Source organism: Nocardia sp. NPDC049149 (assembly GCF_043197455.1).
Lineage (GTDB): Bacteria > Actinomycetota > Actinomycetes > Mycobacteriales > Mycobacteriaceae > Nocardia.
In genome coordinates this window covers 190,429-206,558 of sequence record NZ_JBICTD010000008.1, presented here as the reverse complement: position 1 = coordinate 206,558, position 16,130 = coordinate 190,429, and the positions used below count along the sequence as shown (strand labels likewise).

17 protein-coding genes are annotated in these 16,130 nt (G+C 67.0%); 9 read left to right on the top strand and 8 right to left on the bottom strand.

Features of this window, described 5'->3' with window-relative positions; translation table 11 throughout:
- Positions 1–8: 8 nt before the first annotated feature.
- Positions 9–1,247 (bottom strand): cytochrome P450, encoded by a 1,239-nt coding sequence (locus ACGFNJ_RS30730; protein ID WP_393455909.1) that lies wholly within the window; start codon positions 1,245–1,247, stop codon positions 9–11.
- 268 nt (positions 1,248–1,515) lie between these two features.
- On the opposite strand from ACGFNJ_RS30730, the gene ACGFNJ_RS30725 reads away from it, so the two are divergent.
- The 6 genes from ACGFNJ_RS30725 to ACGFNJ_RS30700 are packed head-to-tail and all read left to right on the top strand — an operon-like array spanning position 1,516 to position 6,506.
- The gene (locus tag ACGFNJ_RS30725; RefSeq protein ID WP_393455906.1) at positions 1,516–3,174 is read left to right on the top strand and encodes an AMP-binding protein; all 1,659 of its coding nucleotides are present in this window, start codon (positions 1,516–1,518) and stop codon (positions 3,172–3,174) included.
- A 28-nt stretch (positions 3,175–3,202) separates the two neighbouring features.
- The gene (locus ACGFNJ_RS30720) at positions 3,203–3,991 is read left to right on the top strand and encodes a ferritin-like domain-containing protein (protein ID WP_393455903.1); all 789 of its coding nucleotides are present in this window, start codon (positions 3,203–3,205) and stop codon (positions 3,989–3,991) included.
- Positions 3,991–4,548: a PaaI family thioesterase gene (locus ACGFNJ_RS30715; protein WP_393455900.1), complete on the top strand. Its 558-nt coding sequence runs from the start codon at positions 3,991–3,993 to the stop codon at positions 4,546–4,548. The genes ACGFNJ_RS30720 and ACGFNJ_RS30715 overlap by 1 nt, the downstream gene beginning before the upstream one ends.
- Complete coding sequence (locus ACGFNJ_RS30710; protein ID WP_393455897.1) at positions 4,545–4,802, top strand: acyl carrier protein; 258 nt, start codon at positions 4,545–4,547, stop codon at positions 4,800–4,802. The genes ACGFNJ_RS30715 and ACGFNJ_RS30710 overlap by 4 nt, the downstream gene beginning before the upstream one ends.
- Positions 4,799–5,647 (top strand): SAM-dependent methyltransferase, encoded by an 849-nt coding sequence (locus ACGFNJ_RS30705; protein WP_393455894.1) that lies wholly within the window; start codon positions 4,799–4,801, stop codon positions 5,645–5,647. The genes ACGFNJ_RS30710 and ACGFNJ_RS30705 overlap by 4 nt, the downstream gene beginning before the upstream one ends.
- A 16-nt stretch (positions 5,648–5,663) precedes the next feature.
- Positions 5,664–6,506, top strand: a complete 843-nt coding sequence (locus tag ACGFNJ_RS30700) for an acyl-ACP desaturase (RefSeq protein WP_393455891.1) — start codon at positions 5,664–5,666, stop codon at positions 6,504–6,506.
- 54 nt (positions 6,507–6,560) lie between these two features.
- Here ACGFNJ_RS30700 and ACGFNJ_RS30695 read toward each other — a convergent pair whose 3' ends face one another.
- On the bottom strand, positions 6,561–7,025 hold the full coding sequence (locus ACGFNJ_RS30695) for a PaaI family thioesterase (RefSeq protein WP_393455888.1): 465 nt from the start codon (positions 7,023–7,025) through the stop codon (positions 6,561–6,563).
- 320 nt (positions 7,026–7,345) lie between these two features.
- Here ACGFNJ_RS30695 and ACGFNJ_RS30690 point away from each other — a divergent pair, with 320 nt between their 5' ends.
- Positions 7,346–7,891: a GNAT family N-acetyltransferase gene (locus ACGFNJ_RS30690; protein ID WP_393455885.1), complete on the top strand. Its 546-nt coding sequence runs from the start codon at positions 7,346–7,348 to the stop codon at positions 7,889–7,891.
- 117 nt (positions 7,892–8,008) lie between these two features.
- Here the strand turns inward: ACGFNJ_RS30690 and ACGFNJ_RS30685 are convergent, their stop codons facing one another.
- The 6 genes from ACGFNJ_RS30685 to ACGFNJ_RS30660 all read right to left on the bottom strand — a co-directional run bounded on the left by ACGFNJ_RS30685 (position 8,009) and on the right by ACGFNJ_RS30660 (position 12,773).
- A complete protein-coding gene (locus ACGFNJ_RS30685; RefSeq protein WP_393455882.1) occupies positions 8,009–9,127 on the bottom strand; it encodes a serine hydrolase domain-containing protein in 1,119 nt (372 codons plus the stop codon).
- Between the two features lie 80 nt (positions 9,128–9,207).
- Complete coding sequence (locus ACGFNJ_RS30680) at positions 9,208–10,062, bottom strand: helix-turn-helix domain-containing protein (RefSeq protein ID WP_393455879.1); 855 nt, start codon at positions 10,060–10,062, stop codon at positions 9,208–9,210.
- A 38-nt stretch (positions 10,063–10,100) separates the two neighbouring features.
- Positions 10,101–10,493, bottom strand: a complete 393-nt coding sequence (locus ACGFNJ_RS30675; RefSeq protein ID WP_393455876.1) for a hypothetical protein — start codon at positions 10,491–10,493, stop codon at positions 10,101–10,103.
- Between the two features lie 22 nt (positions 10,494–10,515).
- Positions 10,516–10,905, bottom strand: coding sequence for a hypothetical protein (locus ACGFNJ_RS30670; RefSeq protein WP_393455873.1), 390 nt, complete (start codon positions 10,903–10,905; stop codon positions 10,516–10,518).
- Positions 10,906–11,025: 120 nt separating this feature from the next.
- Positions 11,026–11,679: a response regulator gene (locus ACGFNJ_RS30665; RefSeq protein WP_393455870.1), complete on the bottom strand. Its 654-nt coding sequence runs from the start codon at positions 11,677–11,679 to the stop codon at positions 11,026–11,028.
- Positions 11,676–12,773 (bottom strand): sensor histidine kinase, encoded by a 1,098-nt coding sequence (locus ACGFNJ_RS30660; RefSeq protein ID WP_393455867.1) that lies wholly within the window; start codon positions 12,771–12,773, stop codon positions 11,676–11,678. The genes ACGFNJ_RS30665 and ACGFNJ_RS30660 overlap by 4 nt, the downstream gene beginning before the upstream one ends.
- Positions 12,774–13,023: 250 nt before the next feature.
- On the opposite strand from ACGFNJ_RS30660, the gene ACGFNJ_RS30655 reads away from it, so the two are divergent.
- Positions 13,024–14,427 carry a hypothetical protein gene (locus tag ACGFNJ_RS30655; RefSeq protein ID WP_393455864.1) on the top strand — a complete coding sequence of 468 codons (1,404 nt, stop codon included), beginning with the start codon at positions 13,024–13,026 and terminating at the stop codon, positions 14,425–14,427.
- On the top strand, positions 14,427–15,812 hold the full coding sequence (locus ACGFNJ_RS30650; protein ID WP_393455861.1) for a PQQ-binding-like beta-propeller repeat protein: 1,386 nt from the start codon (positions 14,427–14,429) through the stop codon (positions 15,810–15,812). Before ACGFNJ_RS30655 ends, ACGFNJ_RS30650 begins: the two co-directional genes overlap by 1 nt.
- The last annotated feature ends 318 nt before the right edge of the window (positions 15,813–16,130 follow it).

Genomic DNA, 16,130 nt, shown 5'->3' with positions numbered 1-16,130 from the left:
CTCGAGGCTCATCGGCCGTCCAGCCGCACGCGTAGCTGGGACATGCCGCGCACGACCACATTCGGCCGGTAGGGCGGCTCCTCGAGCAGGGACATGGACCCGACCCGCGCGGCGAGCGCCCGCAGCACCGTCGACATCTCCAGCCGCGCAAGCGGCGCGCCGAGGCAGTAGTGCAGGCCGAGCCCGAAGGACAAGTGCCGCTCCGCCTTTCGACCGCGGGAGTACCTGGCGATGTCGAAGCGGTCAGCGTCCGGGAACGCGAGCGGATCTCGGTTGGCCGAGGCGAGCAGCACGATCACCGCATCGCCGGGCACGAAAGTGTGGCCAGCGATGGTCATTTCGGCGTGCGCGGTCCTGGTGGTCAGGTGCACCGGTGCGTCATAACGGAGCACCTCGTCCACGGCAGGTTCGCACAGCTCGGGAAAGCTGCGCAGCCGTTCGAATTCCTCCGGGTTGCGGATGAGCGCGAGCACGCCGTTGCCGATGAGGTTCACCGTGGTCTCGTGGCCCGCCACCACGAGAATCAGGAGGGTGCCGAGCAATTCGTTCGAGGTGAGCTTGGCGCCCGCGTCGTCGGCCTGCACCAGCGCCGTGATCAGGTCGGCGCGCGGGGCGGCGCGGCGCTGCTCCACCAGCTCACCGAAGAAGTCGAGGAACGCGTACACGGCGGCGGTGCGCGCGGCCAGCTCGTCCGGCGACAGCAGCACATCGGGGTCGAGGCCGCGGGCGATGCTGGTGGAGATCTCGCGCACGTGCTCGTGCTCCTCGGCGGGCACACCGAGCAGCTCACACACCATGGTCAGCGGCAGCGGATAGGCCAGCGCGTCGAGCAGATCGACCTCACGCTCGGCGAGCATCGTGTCGAGCAGCTCGTCGACCAGCTGCTCGGCCCGCTCGCGCATGCCGCTGATGGTGCGCGCGGTGAACGCCTTGCTCACCAGGCCGCGCAGCCGGGTGTGGTCCGGCGGCTCCATCCACAGGAACGACCCGGGGAGCTCGACATCGCTGTCGCCGTGCAGCAGTTGCGGTTCCTCCGCGTGACTCCAGCGCGCATCCTGCATGATCGTCTGCGCCTCCTGGTGCCTGGTCACCAGGTGCATGTCGTGCGGGCCTGGCACGAACGGGCCTGCGCCGCGCAACACCTCGTAGCTGCGGTACGGGTTGTGCCGCAGGTGCGGGGCAACACTTTCGATGACCGCCAGCTGGACCGGGGTCAATTCCTCTACCACCGGATGGTCGGAACTCACCGGCAACTCCTCCGATAGCGGGTTTTCCTGAAAGAATGTGCGCCACCGCTCAAATGGCGATCCACAATGTCGGGACTGCATAAGCAATTCCGCGGTCCATCGTCGGCCGCACCGACATGCCTGCGCACCGGCGATCACCCGTTCCTATCGCGCCATAGTCGAAATCCTTTATCGTGCAGAACGATTGGTTGATCGCCCTTCTTTATCGCACACGGCAATTCACAATCAGTTCAAGGCGCCGTCACAATTCGCTGTTGTCGTGGCAGTCATGAATTCCGCGGAAACGGTGGCAACCCTGCACGGCCGCATGGCCGAGATCTCGGCCGCGCACCCCACGGTGGCCGCCACGTTCTGGTCGGTCTCGGAGACCGTGGACTACGCCGAACTCAACCGGCGCGCACTGGCGGCGGCCGCCGCGCTGGTTCGGCGCGGTGTGCGCAGGGGCGAGCCGGTCGGCATCCTGTCCCCCAACGCCCCCGAGTTCCTGATCAGCCTGTTCGCCGTGGCGGCCGCGGGTGGCGCGGCCACACCGCTGCCACTGCCCGCGGGCACCCGCCAGCTGGGCGGGTATCCACAGAAGCTCGCCGCGATCGTCGAGGCGGCAGGCATGCGCACCGTGCTGGTGTCACATCGGTTCGCCGACTTGGCGGCCCCGCTCGGTGACGCGGTGCCGGTCGAATTGGTCGATACCGCAAAACTGTTCGAGGAAGTTGCCACCGCGACCGTGCCGCTGCCCGAACTCGGCGGCGACGACCTCGCCATTGTGCAATTCACCTCGGGCAGCACCGCCACGCCCAAAGGCGTTCGCCTGACACACCACAACGTGCTCAGCGGGTTGGCCGCGATCCGCGCGGGCATCGCCCTCGACCTCACCGATCGTGGCGGATTCTGGCTGCCGCTGTTCCACGACATGGGCCTGTTCGGCACGCTCTCGGCGATCCTGCGCGGCATTCCCGCCCACGTCTGGTCGCCGATGGCCTTCGTGAAGGATCCGGCACGCTGGCTGGCCGAATTCGCCGCCAGCGGAACGACGATCACCGCGATGCCGAACTTCGGCTACGAGGCGCTGCTCGCCGCGATACCGCCGGAGCAGGTCACCGACTACGACCTGAGCAACTGGCGCATCGCGTTCAACGGCTCCGAGCCGATCTCCCGCGACGTGGTCAACGCCTTCTGCACGCGCTTCGCACCCGCAGGCTTCGCGCCGACGACCATGTTCGGCGTGTACGGCATGGCCGAAGCGACCCTCGCGGTGGCCTTCCCACCGCTCGGCCGGACACCGGTGTTCGAATGGGTCGATCGCGCCGCACTGTCGGATGATGCTCGTGCACAGCTGGTTTCGTCCGATTCCACGGGCGCGCGTGCAGTGGCCGGTGTTGGTTCCGCGGTGGCCGGGCTGCGCTTGCGCATCGTCGACCCGGCCGACGACCACGAGCTGCCGGACGGCGCGGTCGGCGAGATCCTCATCCAAGGCGCCTCGGTCACCGACGGTTACCTCACCGGCGACCCCGCCGCCGTCGCCGGGTTGTTCGCCGACGGCTGGCTGCGCACCGGCGATCTCGGATACCGCCGTGCCGGCGAGCTTTTCGTCACCGGGCGGGCCAAGGACATGATCACCGTGCGCGGCGTGAACTACTACGCCCAGGACGTCGAGGCCGCCGTCCGCGACCTCGACGGCGTCTACAAGGGCCGCTGCACCGCGGCCATCGACCCCGACGGCGCGGACGTGATCGCGCTCATCGCGGAGTCCGAACTGACCGCCGCGGCCGCCGATGAACTGGCCGACCGGATCCGCGGACAGGTCGCCGCCGCCATCGGGCTGACCGCGATCGAGGTCTATCTCGTTGCGCCGCGCAGCATTCCACGCACCAGCAGCGGCAAGCTGCAGCGGCTCGCCGCGCGCAGTCTCATCACCGAGAGCCGATGACAACCAAACGAACGAAGTGGAGTCACCCGTGCACAGCTATGACGTCTTCCGGCACTACGAGCGCCTGCATTGGAAGCTGGCCGACCTCGACCTCGACGCGGTCGACCGTGCCCTGGTCCGGCCCGAGTACGTGACCCTCGCCAAGAGCGCCACGATGGGCGAATCCAACGTGATCGCCGCCGTCCACGGCTTCATGAACGAATTCGTCGACGACTACGACTTCTCCACCTTCGCGGTGGTGTGGGGTTACCAGGAAGTGCAGCACCACTACGCGTTCCGGTCCTGGCTCGGCGCGGTCGACGAGAGCGTCGATGAGAAGGCCGTCGACTCCATGCGCGAGCCCTACGCGCCCGGCAGCACGCCGTCGGCCACCCTGGCCACCAACATCATCTCCGAACTCACGGTCAACCACATCTATCGTGCGGTCGCGAGCTGGGTGCAGGAGCCGGTGTTGAAGGGGTTGCTGCTCAACGCGAGTCGGGACGAGGCCGGGCACGCCCGCGAGTTCATCCACTACGCGACCAAACGGCTCGAGCAGCGGCCGGAGGAACTGCCCTCGGTGCTCGAAACCCTCTACGTCTACAGCTCCGAAGCCAAGATCAAGCACCCGGTGAGTACGTTCAAGGCAGGCATCAGCGAGCTCGGCGACCACGAGACCATCGACACCGGGTTCGACCTGTTCCTCGAGCAGGTCGCCGCGGAGGGCGAGCTGGATGTGTTGCACGACAAGGTGCGTCGCACCTTCGCCAACATGACCGGGCTCGATCTGTCCAGCAACGCCAAGGTGCGCCGAGCACTAGCCGACGTGATCGCCTGATGATGGACGATCCCGTACACGAGGCCGTCCAGGTGCCGTGGTCGGTGATCCCGGACTACCACTGCTTCGGCTGCTCCCCGCACAACGCGACCGGCCTGCGGCTGACCTTCACCCCGCATCCCGACGGGCTGCAGGCGCGCTTCCGGCTGAGCCGCCAGTTCGAGTCCTATCCCGGTGTGGTGCACGGCGGTTTGATCGGCGTGATCTGCGACGAGGTGATGGGCAACCTGATCGTGCTCGTCCGCAACCACCCGGCCTTCACCGTCTCCCAGCGCACCCGGTTCATCACGCCGCTGCTGGTCGATCACGAATACCGCTGTGTTGCAACACTGTCCGACCATGCACCGGACCGGCCGATCCAGGCTGCCGCCGAGATCGTCGACGCGAACGGCATCGTCTGCGCCACCTCGACCGCGGCCTATCAGCCGTTCGTGCTCGACGACGTCCGCCATCAACTCACGCTCGGCGACGACGAGGTCGCCCTGCTCTCGACCGCATTGACCACCTCGAACGCACTGGGCGATCCGCCCTTCTCGCTGAATGGAGTTCACTCATGACCGCTCCCGCCGACATCCTGCGCACCGTCACCGAGATCGCGGTCGCCGAGACCGGCATCGCCGAAGCCGACCTGCGGCCCGACGCCGACCTGCGCGGCATGGCGGGCGTCGACTCCGTTCGGGTGCTCCGCATGGTCGCCAAGATCGAGAAGACCTTCGATATCGAGCTCGACGACGAGGACGTGTTCGGCCTGTCCAGCCTCGACGACGTCGTCCTCGTCGTCGATCGGGCGCTGCGCGAGGCGGCGGCGTGACCGTCACCGATCAGCCGGCCACCGCCGACACCAACCAGCACTACGACCTGGATCCGGACATCTTCGGCCAGTTCCTCGACCCGCTGCGCAAGTACAGTTCCGCGCTCTACACCTCGCCGACGGACACGCTGGAGCAGGCGCAGCGGCACAAGCTGCGGTTCGTCGCCGATCGCCTCGGGCTGCGCGGCGGCGAGCAGCTGCTCGACGTCGGCTGCGGGTGGGGTTCGCTGATCCTGTTCATGGCCGAGGAATTCGGGTGTGACACCACCGGTATCAGCCCGGCGCCGCGACAGCACGAGTACATCGCCGAACAGGCCGCCGCCCGTGGGGTTTCCGCGCGCGTGCACACCACGGTCGGGCATTTCGAACGGCTCGACCTGCCCGCCCGCAGCGTCGACGCGGTGACGCTACTCGGGTCGATCGTGCACATGCCCGATCTCGGCGAGATCTTCCGGCGCGCCCGCGCGGTGCTTCGCCGCGATGGCACCCTGTATGTCTCGGAGAGTTGCTTCCGAAACGCCAAGGCTCGCACCGCCTTCGACAGCAAGGTCGGCACCGAGTTCCTGCGCAACAACATCTTCGGCTTCGGCGAACTGCGCCCACTGTCCGAGCTGATCGCCGGGGCCGAGGACGCCGGGTTCTCGATCATCGCGGTGGACGACCTCACCGACCACTACCGGCGCACCATCGAGGACTGGATCGCCAACGTGAACGCGGCGGCCGAACGGATCGACGCGCACGGGCCGGGCCAGGCGGCCGCACTGCGACACTATCTGGAGATCGCCAACGCCGGATGGGGTTACACGACAAAGCATTACGCGCTGACCTGTCGCAAAGCCCGTTGACGGCAAGGAGAGGCAGATGAACATCGAGTCAGCACTGATACCCGTCGACGACATGGTCGCGGCGGTCGACGGCTTCCTGGCGGCCTCGCCCGCGTCCCGGGCCTGGGACGTGGAGACCGCGTTCAACTGGCCGCGCGCCGACGCAGGCAGGCTCACCGAGGGGCAGCGGTCCGCGGTACAGTTCGTCACCCTCATCGAGGACCACCTGCCCGGGTATTTCGAGGTCTACCACCGGTATTTCCCGGTCGACGACAGCGTGGACCGGGACACCTTCGTGCACAACCGGGAGCTGTACCACTTCACCGTGCGCTGGGCGTTGGAGGAGGACACGCACGCTCGCGCGCTGGCCCGCTATCAGGAGGCGGCCGGGATCGCCGAACGTGGTTCGCTGCGTACCGAATTGGCGATCGATGGGCAAAAGCCGTTCGACCTGCCCTACGACCATCCGGTGCAGTTCTTCGCCTACGCGCTGGTGCAGGAGAAGGCGACGCAGATGTACTACCAGCACCTGCGCGACGTGGTCGACGATCCGGTGCTCGCGGCGGTGCTGGCCAAGCTGTCCCGGGACGAGGCACGACATTTCAGCTTCATGGCCGATGTGGTCGGACGCTACCTGCGGGTGCACGGCGACGCGACCGTCGCACCGATCCGCGACGTGATCGCCAACTTCCGGATGCCGCTGGCCGACACCATGCGCGGGTACTGGCGGTGGGCGTTGAAGATTGCCGACGTGGCGTCCTACGACCACACCGAGGCCTACGAGCATCTGGTGAAGGTGATCGATCGCGCGGTGGATGCCCGCACGGATCGAGTAGACGAGTTGGTGCGGTTCATCGAGGAGTGCCGCTCGGTGGCCTGAAATGCGAATGGCCCTGCTTCCGAGAGGTTTTCGGGAGCAGGGCCATTCTCGTGTTCAGTCCTGGTGCAACACGAGGATCGTGGTCGAGCCGTGTGCGATCAATTTGCCGTTGCCGTCGGTGATCCGGCCCTCGGCCGTCGCGGTGCGCCTGCCGACGTGGATCGCGTTGGCCTCACAAGTGAGCCGCGAGCCGTCCAAGGTGACCGACCGGATGAAGTTCACCTTCAGCTCCAGCGTCGTATAGGCGACGCCGTCACCGAGTTTGGTGAAGACCGCGCTCCCCATCGCCGTGTCCATCAGGGTCGCGATGACCCCGCCGTGCACGGTGAACATCGCGTTGATGGTGGCCGGGTTCGGGTCGAGGTAGTACCGCGTGTAGCCGTCGCCCGCGCTCTCCAACCGAATGCCCAGTGACGCGCCGACTCCCAGGTTCTCCTGCAGTCCGCGCTCGAATACCGTGGTCAGTTCATTCACGCGGGACGCGACGGTCCCGTTGGTGTGCGTATCGATGCTGGTCATGGCCTCTTCCTCCCTGGCGAACGATGCCATGCCATTCGATCAGCGCCCGGTGAACACCAGCAGGCTTGCCGCCCTTGCATTTTCACCTTCGATCGGCTGATCGGGTTTACTCGCCTCCCCGGCCGTCCGCCAACTCGAGCGAGGACCTCGAAGGCCATGTTGGCGTCGGCAGGGCCAGGCTTGCACCCGCTCACACGAATGCGCGCACCCACTCACCCGAACGCCCACACCCACTCACCCGAACGCCCACACCCACTCACCCCAATGCCCGCGCCCACTTATTCGAATGCCCACCCGAACCCCCGCACCCACTTATTCGAATGCCCGCGCCCGCTGAACCCGATATGTTCCGCACCATGCTCATTCGCGACTACACCGATGCCGACTGGCCAGCCGTCTGGCCGATCGTGCGCGACATCGTCCGCAACCGCGAAACGTTCACCTACGATCCCGAATTGACCTCCGCGCAGGCGGCACAGATCTGGGTGGTCGCACCACCGGGCCGCACCGTCGTCGCGGTCGACGGATCGCGAATCCTCGGCACCGCACACATGAACACGAACCGCCCCGGTCCCGGCTCCCACATAGCCACCGCCAGCTTCATGGTCGCCCGTGACGCCAGAGGGCGCGGAGTAGGCACCGCGCTGTGCCGACACACGTTGGCGTGGGCACGCGAAACAGGTTACGCCGGAATGCAGTTCAACGCGGTCGCCGAGACCAACCACGCCGCAGTCGAGGTATACCGACGACTCGGCTTCGATGTAGTCGGCACCGTCCCCGGCGCCTTCGCCCACCCGACCCTGGGCCGGGTCGGCCTGCACGTGATGTACCACGACTTCACGAAGACAACACTGTTGGTCGACTGATCACTGGGAACTGGTGGCGGCATCGGCCGACTTACACCAGTTCCCCGTGATCAACTGTCCAGCTTCATGTTTCGCAATGTCGCAGGTTCGAGGCACGCACGGACCCGTCGCCGCGTGTCAATCCCCCAGCGCCAGCTGGGTGAACGCCTGGAGGGCGGCGTCGATGGGGTGCGGCTGCGGCCGCCCTTGCGGATCGAGCGTGTTCCATCGCTGCAGGTTCACCGCGAAGGACAGCTGCCGGTCGCCGTCGGCACTGATCATCGACATCGCGCCGCTGCCCCAGGCGGAGCCGTCGTGGCCCCAGTAGGTACCGCCGCCGGGCACGGTCACCTTGTGCAGGCCGAGACCGTATTCGATGATCTTTCCCTCGAAGGAGATCACTGGGCCGGTGCGTTGCATTTGCGCCAGCGACGACCGGCTGACAATCTCGGCGTCCAGTAGCAGACCGAAGAACCGGTTCAAGTCCGCGACGGTCGAGATCAGCGACGCCGCGGGCCCCACCCAGGACATGTCGAAGACGCTGTAGTCGCGCGGCGGCTCGATCATGCCGAACCACGCCTCGTAGTGCATCGAGTGCGGTCCGGTGAGATCCGACCCGCTCGGGAGCTCGGTGTCGCGCAGTCCCGCAGGGTCGATGACATCGCGGGTGATGCATTTCTCCGCGGAGATACCGGTTACCAACTCCAGAAGTTGGCACAGGAGAAGGTAATTGGTGTTCGAATACACCCCGGGCCGGCAACCAGGTGCCCTGGTGGCAGGCGCCGCGACCCCCAGCGCGATCAGCTCGGTCGGGTGGAACCGAGTGAACCGGTGGTCGTCCAGGCTCTTCGGTGAGGTCTTCGCGACGGCGGGGAATGCGGCGAGCGAGGGGTAGGCATGCGGGAGGTACTCGGCGAGACCGCTGGTGTGGTTGAGCAACATCCGCACGGTGATCACCGCACCGCGTTCGCCGGGCACCAACCGCGGCAGGTAGTGACCGATCGGTGTGTCGAGGCCTATTTCACCGTTCTCGACCTGGTGCAGCACGGCCGCGGCCGTGAACGGCTTGGTGACGCTGCCGACGCGATGCCGCATATCGGCGGTGACGGGGCGACCGGTATCCACATCGGCGACTCCTGCTGCGCCGCGCCAAGTTTCGTCGCCGTCCCGCACTTCGGCGAAGATTCCCGGCATGCCCGCCCGATGAACGGCCGCCAGGGCGTCCTGTAGCTTCACGGGATCAAGGGGGTTGGTCACGGGGTGTCCTCTCACTCTCGATGGGTGGCGGCCGACTCGCCGACCGCACCCGAAGTGACACCACTATCGACCGACAGGTCCTACCCGGTATTGGAAAAATTTCCCCACGCCCGGTACCGATACTTGGCGATGGTCGGCAGGTAATGCGTCGTCAGCACGCGCGGTGGCTGGTCCGCGAAGATCGACACATCGCGGCACAGGTGCGCCTGATCGGTGTACCCGCAGTCCGCCGCGACATCGGCGGCGGGCAGTCCCGCCAGCAGGCCGTCGACCGCGTACCGGAACCGAACCAACATCGCCGCACGCTTGGGCGTCAGCCCGATCTGCGACTCGAACCGCCCCAGCAGCCGCTTATGGCTCCAGCCAACAGATTCGGCGAGCGCGCCGATCCGCACTTGGCCGTGCGAGAGCAGTATTCGATGCCACCCGGCGAGCACTTCAGGATCCGGCCTCAGCACTACCGTATTGCCCTGCGCCAGAAATGATTTTGTCACCGCGAACCGCTCGTCCCACGTCTCGGCGGACGCGAGTCGCTCGCGCAGCCGCCGAGCCCGCGCTCCCCACAGCTCCTCCAGGTCGACAACCTCCCGACCCAAATCGCCAGGAGCGACACCGAGCAACGAATACGCCTGCGTCGGCGAGAACCGAACCTCGACGCACGCCGCCCGCTCCCCGCGAACGCGCATCGGCTCGATGGGCAGCCCGACAACGAATCCCCCGAGCGTCCGCCGCCCGACGGCGTCGTCAACGATCAGCCCACGCCCCCCGAACTCGATCACCACGGTTACCGCCGCCGTCCCGGCGACCCGGAGATCCACCCCTGACCCACCCACATCCCGATAACCGATGATCGTGGCCCCCAACTCCGCAGCCTCGACCGGGCCCGCGAAGTCCCACTCCGCATCGGGCCCACGCTCGACGTCCACAGCTCCCACCCATCCAGGCTACGGAAAAGTCCCGGACCGGTGCACCGTCACTGCCGCGAAGACGATCGGCGACGCCCCTCGATCATGGCCAGTACGCCGGTGACGGCGGCGAGGAGGAGGCCGACGCACATGACGACGTTGCCGGTGACGGTGCCCGGGTCGCCGGAGGCGAGGTTCTCGGTGAGCTGGTCGCTGAGGAAGCCGCCGATGACGATCCAGATGCCGATCGCGGTGGCGAAGATCGGGGTCCACCACCAGCGCGTACCGAAGGCGACAAGGGCGCCGCAGACGGCGATGACGAGGATGCCCGGCGGGAAGATGCCGAACTTCGGCGGATCGGCGATCCATTGAATGAGCAGGCCGAGGATGCCGATGGCGAGACCGGACAGGGCCACCTTGGTGTACGTCGGGGCTGTCTGCAGGCGAGTGAGCGTGGTCATTGTCTGAGCCTTTCTGGTGCGGCTATTGCCTTGCGGAGAGGGAGGTTTCGGCTGCGGAGCGCCACCAGACGGCGGCGAGCCCGAAGCCGATGGTGGCGACGAAGCCGAGGGTCTGGAGCCAGGCGGCGAGGAACTCGACCGTCGCGGACGGGGTGATGAATCTGTTCGTGAAGTCGGCGTCGGCGAAACCGCCGAAGAGGAAGAAGACCGACATCGCGACCGCGAACAGCGGGGTGTATCGCCAGCGCACGAGTGCGACCAAAGCCGCGAAAGCGAGATAGATCAGCGGTCCTGGACCGTCGTAACCTGCGATGAGACTTCTGGATTCGATGATCTCGGGGCCTGCGTCACCGATCGCCGCGAGGACGAGGGCGAGGCAGGTTCCGATGCGGAAGCGGTTCGATCCGCGCACGATGTACCCCCTGTTCGAGTGTTCGGTTCGTGTCCCCTGCATCGTGCTGCTTGCCGGCGGGCCGAGCGTCCACTGAACAGCGGCAGTTGCTGTACGCAAATCTGCGTACAGCAAGGACTTTCAGCGGACGAGGCCGGATTGGTAGGCGAAGACGACCAATTGAGCTCGGTCGCGGGCGCCGAGTTTGAGCATGGCTCGGCTGATGTGGGTGCGCGCGGTGGCCGCACTGATGACGAGTCGCTCGGCGATGTCGTCATTGCCGAGGCCCGCGGCGACCAGGATGACGAGTTCACGCTCGCGGGCAGTGAGGGTGTGCAGGTTCGGGTGCGGCCGGATCGTCCGTGGCGAGGCGGCGACGAATTCGCGAATGACCTTGCGGGTCACCGTCGGTGACATGAGCGCGCCGCCGCACACGACCGACCGGATAGCCTGAACGAGGTCGGCGGGCTTCGTGTCCTTGAGCAAGAATCCGCTCGCACCGTGCCGTAGTGCGTTGAAGACGTACTCATCGTGTTCGAACGTGGTCAATACGATGATCTTGGTGTCGATCAGCGACGGGTCGGCGGTAATTCTGCGGGTCGCCTCTATCCCGTCGATGCCTGGCATCCGGATGTCCATCAGGATCACCGCAGGCCGTACCTGCCGTGCGAGCTGGACGGCCGCCAGTCCGTCGGAAGCCTCTCCCGCGCAGGACAATCCGTCTTCGGTGTCGATCAGCGTGCGCAGCCCGATGCGAATGAGATCCTGGTCGTCGACGACGAGCACGGTGATCATGAGCGGGCTCCGATCGGGAGGCGAGCGTGGACCTCGAAGCGCTGGTCGGTGACACCCGCGCGGAACTGTCCGCCGAGTCCGTGCACCCGGTCACGCATGCCACGAATGCCGGATCCTTCGACGGTATTCGGCACGGCGACAGTCGGATTCGCGATCGCGATCCGCACCTGGTCTTGCTCATAGGCGATGTCGACAGTTGCCTGCCCGGACCCGCTGTGCCGCAGCACATTCGTCAGCGATTCCTGCACGATCCGATACCCGGTGAGGTCTACCTCGGCGGGGAGAACGGCGGCACCCCGGGTCCGCACGGTGACGGTCACTCCAGCTTGCGCCATGCGTTGGCGCAGCTCGTCGAGCTGCGCCAGACCAGGATTCGGCGCGAGTTCAGCGCCCCGCCGGACCACGGCAAGCGTTGCCCGCAACTCGTCGAGCGCCTGACTGCTGGTCCGGCTGATCGCCGCCAGCGCCACCTCCGCCTGGTCCGGCTTCTTCGCCAGCACGTGCAGCGCGATGTCGGCTTGCATCTTGATCGCGGCAAGTCCGTGCCCGACGATGTCGTGCACCTCCTGGGCAACCCGGAACCGTTCGCCGTCGGCGATCCGGCGGATCGTCTCCGCGCGCGCCCGCACCGACGCGTCGTGCCGGAGCTGAAAGACGACACCGACACAGAACGGCACCACCACCCATGCGGCGACAGGGGCGGCACCGAGCACACCGAGCTTTGTGCCCGGAGTAATGAGATGGACGAGCAGCACACCCAACCCGGCTGCCGCGAACGGCAGCGCCCGTGCCCAGCGCACATGCCTGGCAGCCGAGTAGACCGACACCATGAACGCGACGAGGATCGGACCATAGGCAAAACCCAGCACGAGATACCACGACGTACACACCGCGACCACCACGAAAACCGGCAGCGGCCAGTGCCGGCGCAGGCCGAGCGCGAGCGCCGCGACAAGAAACAACGCGTAGCCGAACCCCTCGATCGGCACCTCGGCCCGTGTCGAGCTCACCGCAAACGCGGTACCGATCGCTCCTACCGCAGCGAGCACGACGGCCACCGCGGCATCAACGAACAGCGGCGTTCCGATCTTCATCCCCCGCGCCCGATCCGCATGCACCCAATCCTGGGCCGCCGGCCATCTTTCGACATCGGCGGCGAAGCGGTATCTCGCATACGCAGATTCGCGTACACGACGCGCCGACCCCCGTGCGCAGATCCGCGTACACGACGCGCCGACCCATGAGCGGATCCGCGAAACACCCTGCCGCCGACCGCGCGCATCGACGCGAATGGTTTGTTCCCTGCGTCGCCCCCTACGCTGGTCACCGACATCGGGAGGGTGCATGGTGCCGGACAACAACGACGCTGAAGTGGCGGACAACAACGCTCAATCGGCCAAGCCATCGCGGGCTGTCACCGCGTGGACGCTCGGGTTGGTGTGCCTGTCGATCGTGGCGGTCGGCGTGATCGTCGGCGGGCTCCTGCACCACCCCGAGCCCGAACTGACGACCGCGCCGGTGACCACGACAAAGCCGAAGCCGGAAGAGAAGCACACCTACGTCACCCCACCCGTCACGTACCCGACCCAGATTCCGGGCTGTGCCACGGTCGAACCACCCAGCAAGAACCGATCGTCCAGCATGCTGGCGGAGGACAAATTCGGCTACGACAACCCGGCGCACCCCTGGTTCTCCGGCCCCAAGGCCGTCGCCATGTCGGCGGCGTTGCACGACGCGCTGCCGGAGGGCGTCTCCCTTGCCTTCGCGGCCGCAGACAGCTCGCTGTTCTTCCGGCCGATCCCCAGCCCTTCCGACCCGGCGGACGCCGCGCAATCCGGCGGGTCGACGACCGCGCACTCGAAGCTGACGCGAGGTGATCGGGCTGGCGCGCTCTTCATCTCGGTCAAGCAAGGTACGCAACCGATTCCGGCGTGCGTCGCGGGCACGCTCGACGAGCGCCGTCGTCTCCCCGACGGTACGACGGTCGACACACACGACACGTGGTCGGAAACCGATGGCGTGCGCACGCTCGAACGCAACGTCACTGCCTACGCGCCCGACGGCACACTGGTTTGGCTGTCCGCCAGCGACGTATCGGACGGCGGCAAGCCCACCGGAACGGTGCCGATGACCATCGATGAACTTGTCACCGCGGCGGCTGCACCCGGCATCCGTGTCACCACCCCGGTCCCGCCGGGAACACTGGATCCGCCGCTGGCCTGTCATGCCTGGACGGCAGCTTCCGCTGCGATCGACGAGGCCACCGCCCGCCGGCTGGATACAGTGCTGGCGCGGATACCGCTCGACGGCCTCGTTCTCGACCGTCCGCTCGGCGCACTGCGCCCCGGCGGGTTCGCGCTCGTCGTCGACCCCCTCGGCGCACTGCGCCGTGCCGCACCCGGTGTCTGTCAGGCAGTGCGGGTCACCGCCGCCGGACAACAGTCGGAGCTGAACATCGCGATCACCGTCGCACCAACGCGCCCAACGGAATCCGCGCAGCCGTCGAGTAGCGACCAGCCGACAAGCACTCGAACGCTGCCGGACGGGACGGTCGTCGAGACTCGGGAACCGGAGGCAGCCGGCGCCGCAGCCGGAGCGAATGCAGCTCAGGTGACGCGGACCGTCCTCGTGACGTGGGCGTCGGGCACCGCGGTGCGGGTGGAATCCACCGCGAAGACCACGCCCGAATTGCTCAGCGCCACCCAACTCGAGGCGATCGCACTGACCCCCGGACTGGAGGTGAAGTGATGGCATGGCCACCGGGTGTCCGCGGTCTTGTGCTCGCCGCGGTGCTCGCCGTCGGCACCAGTGCAGGCGCGATCGCGGTGCTCATGCACCCCGAAGACAGCATCCGCAAGATCACCGGAACCAACTCTGCCGCACCGGGTCTCGCCTGGTCGATCAACGCAGCCACGCTCGCAGGCCAGGCGTCCGCAGAGTTCCGCACTCCGGTGGGCGGCACCGAATACGACCACGGCAGTGCGGGTTTCGTGGCCGCGGGGAACACGATGATCACCGTGATCGGGGCACGAGGCGAGTCAGCGCTGCGCGACCCACAGATGTACGGCATCGACGCACGCACCGGTGCGACGCGCTGGCACGCATCCGCCGCCGGGCTGGGTGGTTGCGCGGACACTCCGGTCGACGGCAACCTCGTCTGTTTCACCGCCGCGGGGGACAAACCGCCCGCCTTGGTCGGCTACGACATCGACACCGGTGCCATCACCCGAACCTCAATCGACTGGCTGATCTTCGGCCTCGCCGCCGACCAGGATCGCCTCTACGTCGCGGAGGGAGACGTAGAGTCCGACGAGGTCCGAGTGCACGCGGGAACACTCGCGGACCCGAAAGCCCACTGGTCGCGCGCCTTCGCGGTGGGCACCTCATGGGACAGCGTCGACAGCCAAGTCCTCGATGTCGCACACGGGCAGGGCGTGCTCGGACTCGGCGCAGGCCTCGCCGGTTTCGACCTGCGCACCGGCGGCCCGACCTGGACCGCCGATTTGAACGGATGCTCCAGTGCCCGTGGGACTTTCGACGCTCTCGTGGTCCGTACTCGGATACAGTGCCCCGGATCCCGGCCCGAAGGCAGCAACGGGCGCACCGGCGCCGACATCCTCGACCGCACCGGGCGCACCCTCGCCAACACCGACAGCGCGGCAGTGCATGATGTCGCGATCGATCGTCCCACCGATGCCACGATCCCAATCCTGTTGGCCGACAGCGCCTACGACCGCCGCGACGGCACCGTGCGCTGGACCAACCCCGACCTCGCCACCCGAGACGGCAACACGCTCCGAGTCGCCGCACTCGGTGACGCCGCTCTCCTCTTCGACAGCCGCGCAGGCACCACCACGGGCCTGGATCTCCGGACCGGCCACCAGCTGTGGAAAGCGAGCACTCGACGCTTCGGTACCGTGCACACCTGGAACGGACGCCTCGCCGTACTCTCCGACAACGCCGGACTGTGGGCGATCGATCCGCACACCGGCGACACGATCTGGGACATCCCCTTCCGCGCCGTCAACGACGCACCTACCCCTATCGCCGACGGTCAACTCACTGAAACGAGCAGCGGCACATACGTATTCACCGACTCACACACCATGATCGGGCTACGCCCACTCGACTGAGTTCAGTATGTGCTGCCGCCAAGCTCAGTCACGCAGTGGGTTTGGTGCCGAGCTTGCTGACGACCGCGATGGTGATCGCGGAGTGGTCCATCACCTTGCCTTTTCGAAGACCGCCGCCGGGTTGGTCTGGTTGCCCTCGCCGAGCACCATGTCGCGGACCAGGTCCCGATGATCTGCTCGCTGTTCGGATCGATGATGATTTCGTCGAGTTCGGTGCCTTGCGGCACGAGGGGGTGGACGTCCCCGAAACCGAGCGCAGTGCCCTTGCGTCCGTCCAGGTTCGGCACGTTCTCCGCGACCTTGATCCCTGGCACGCTC

Bases quoted from the DNA above. Each gene is read 5' to 3' on its own strand.
- ACGFNJ_RS30665 (WP_393455870.1), bottom strand. From the start codon at position 11,679: ATGATCACCGTGCTCGTCGTCGACGACCAGGATCTCATTCGCATCGGG.
- ACGFNJ_RS30660 (WP_393455867.1), bottom strand. From the start codon at position 12,773: ATGAAGATCGGAACGCCGCTGTTCGTTGATGCCGCGGTGGCCGTCGTG.
- ACGFNJ_RS30725 (WP_393455906.1), top strand. From the start codon at position 1,516: ATGAATTCCGCGGAAACGGTGGCAACCCTGCACGGCCGCATGGCCGAG.
- ACGFNJ_RS30650 (WP_393455861.1), top strand. From the start codon at position 14,427: ATGGCATGGCCACCGGGTGTCCGCGGTCTTGTGCTCGCCGCGGTGCTC.
- ACGFNJ_RS30675 (WP_393455876.1), bottom strand. From the start codon at position 10,493: ATGACCACGCTCACTCGCCTGCAGACAGCCCCGACGTACACCAAGGTG.
- ACGFNJ_RS30710 (WP_393455897.1), top strand. From the start codon at position 4,545: ATGACCGCTCCCGCCGACATCCTGCGCACCGTCACCGAGATCGCGGTC.
- ACGFNJ_RS30695 (WP_393455888.1), bottom strand. From the start codon at position 7,025: ATGACCAGCATCGATACGCACACCAACGGGACCGTCGCGTCCCGCGTG.
- ACGFNJ_RS30690 (WP_393455885.1), top strand. From the start codon at position 7,346: ATGCCCGCGCCCGCTGAACCCGATATGTTCCGCACCATGCTCATTCGC.
- ACGFNJ_RS30700 (WP_393455891.1), top strand. From the start codon at position 5,664: ATGAACATCGAGTCAGCACTGATACCCGTCGACGACATGGTCGCGGCG.
- ACGFNJ_RS30655 (WP_393455864.1), top strand. From the start codon at position 13,024: ATGGTGCCGGACAACAACGACGCTGAAGTGGCGGACAACAACGCTCAA.
- ACGFNJ_RS30715 (WP_393455900.1), top strand. From the start codon at position 3,991: ATGATGGACGATCCCGTACACGAGGCCGTCCAGGTGCCGTGGTCGGTG.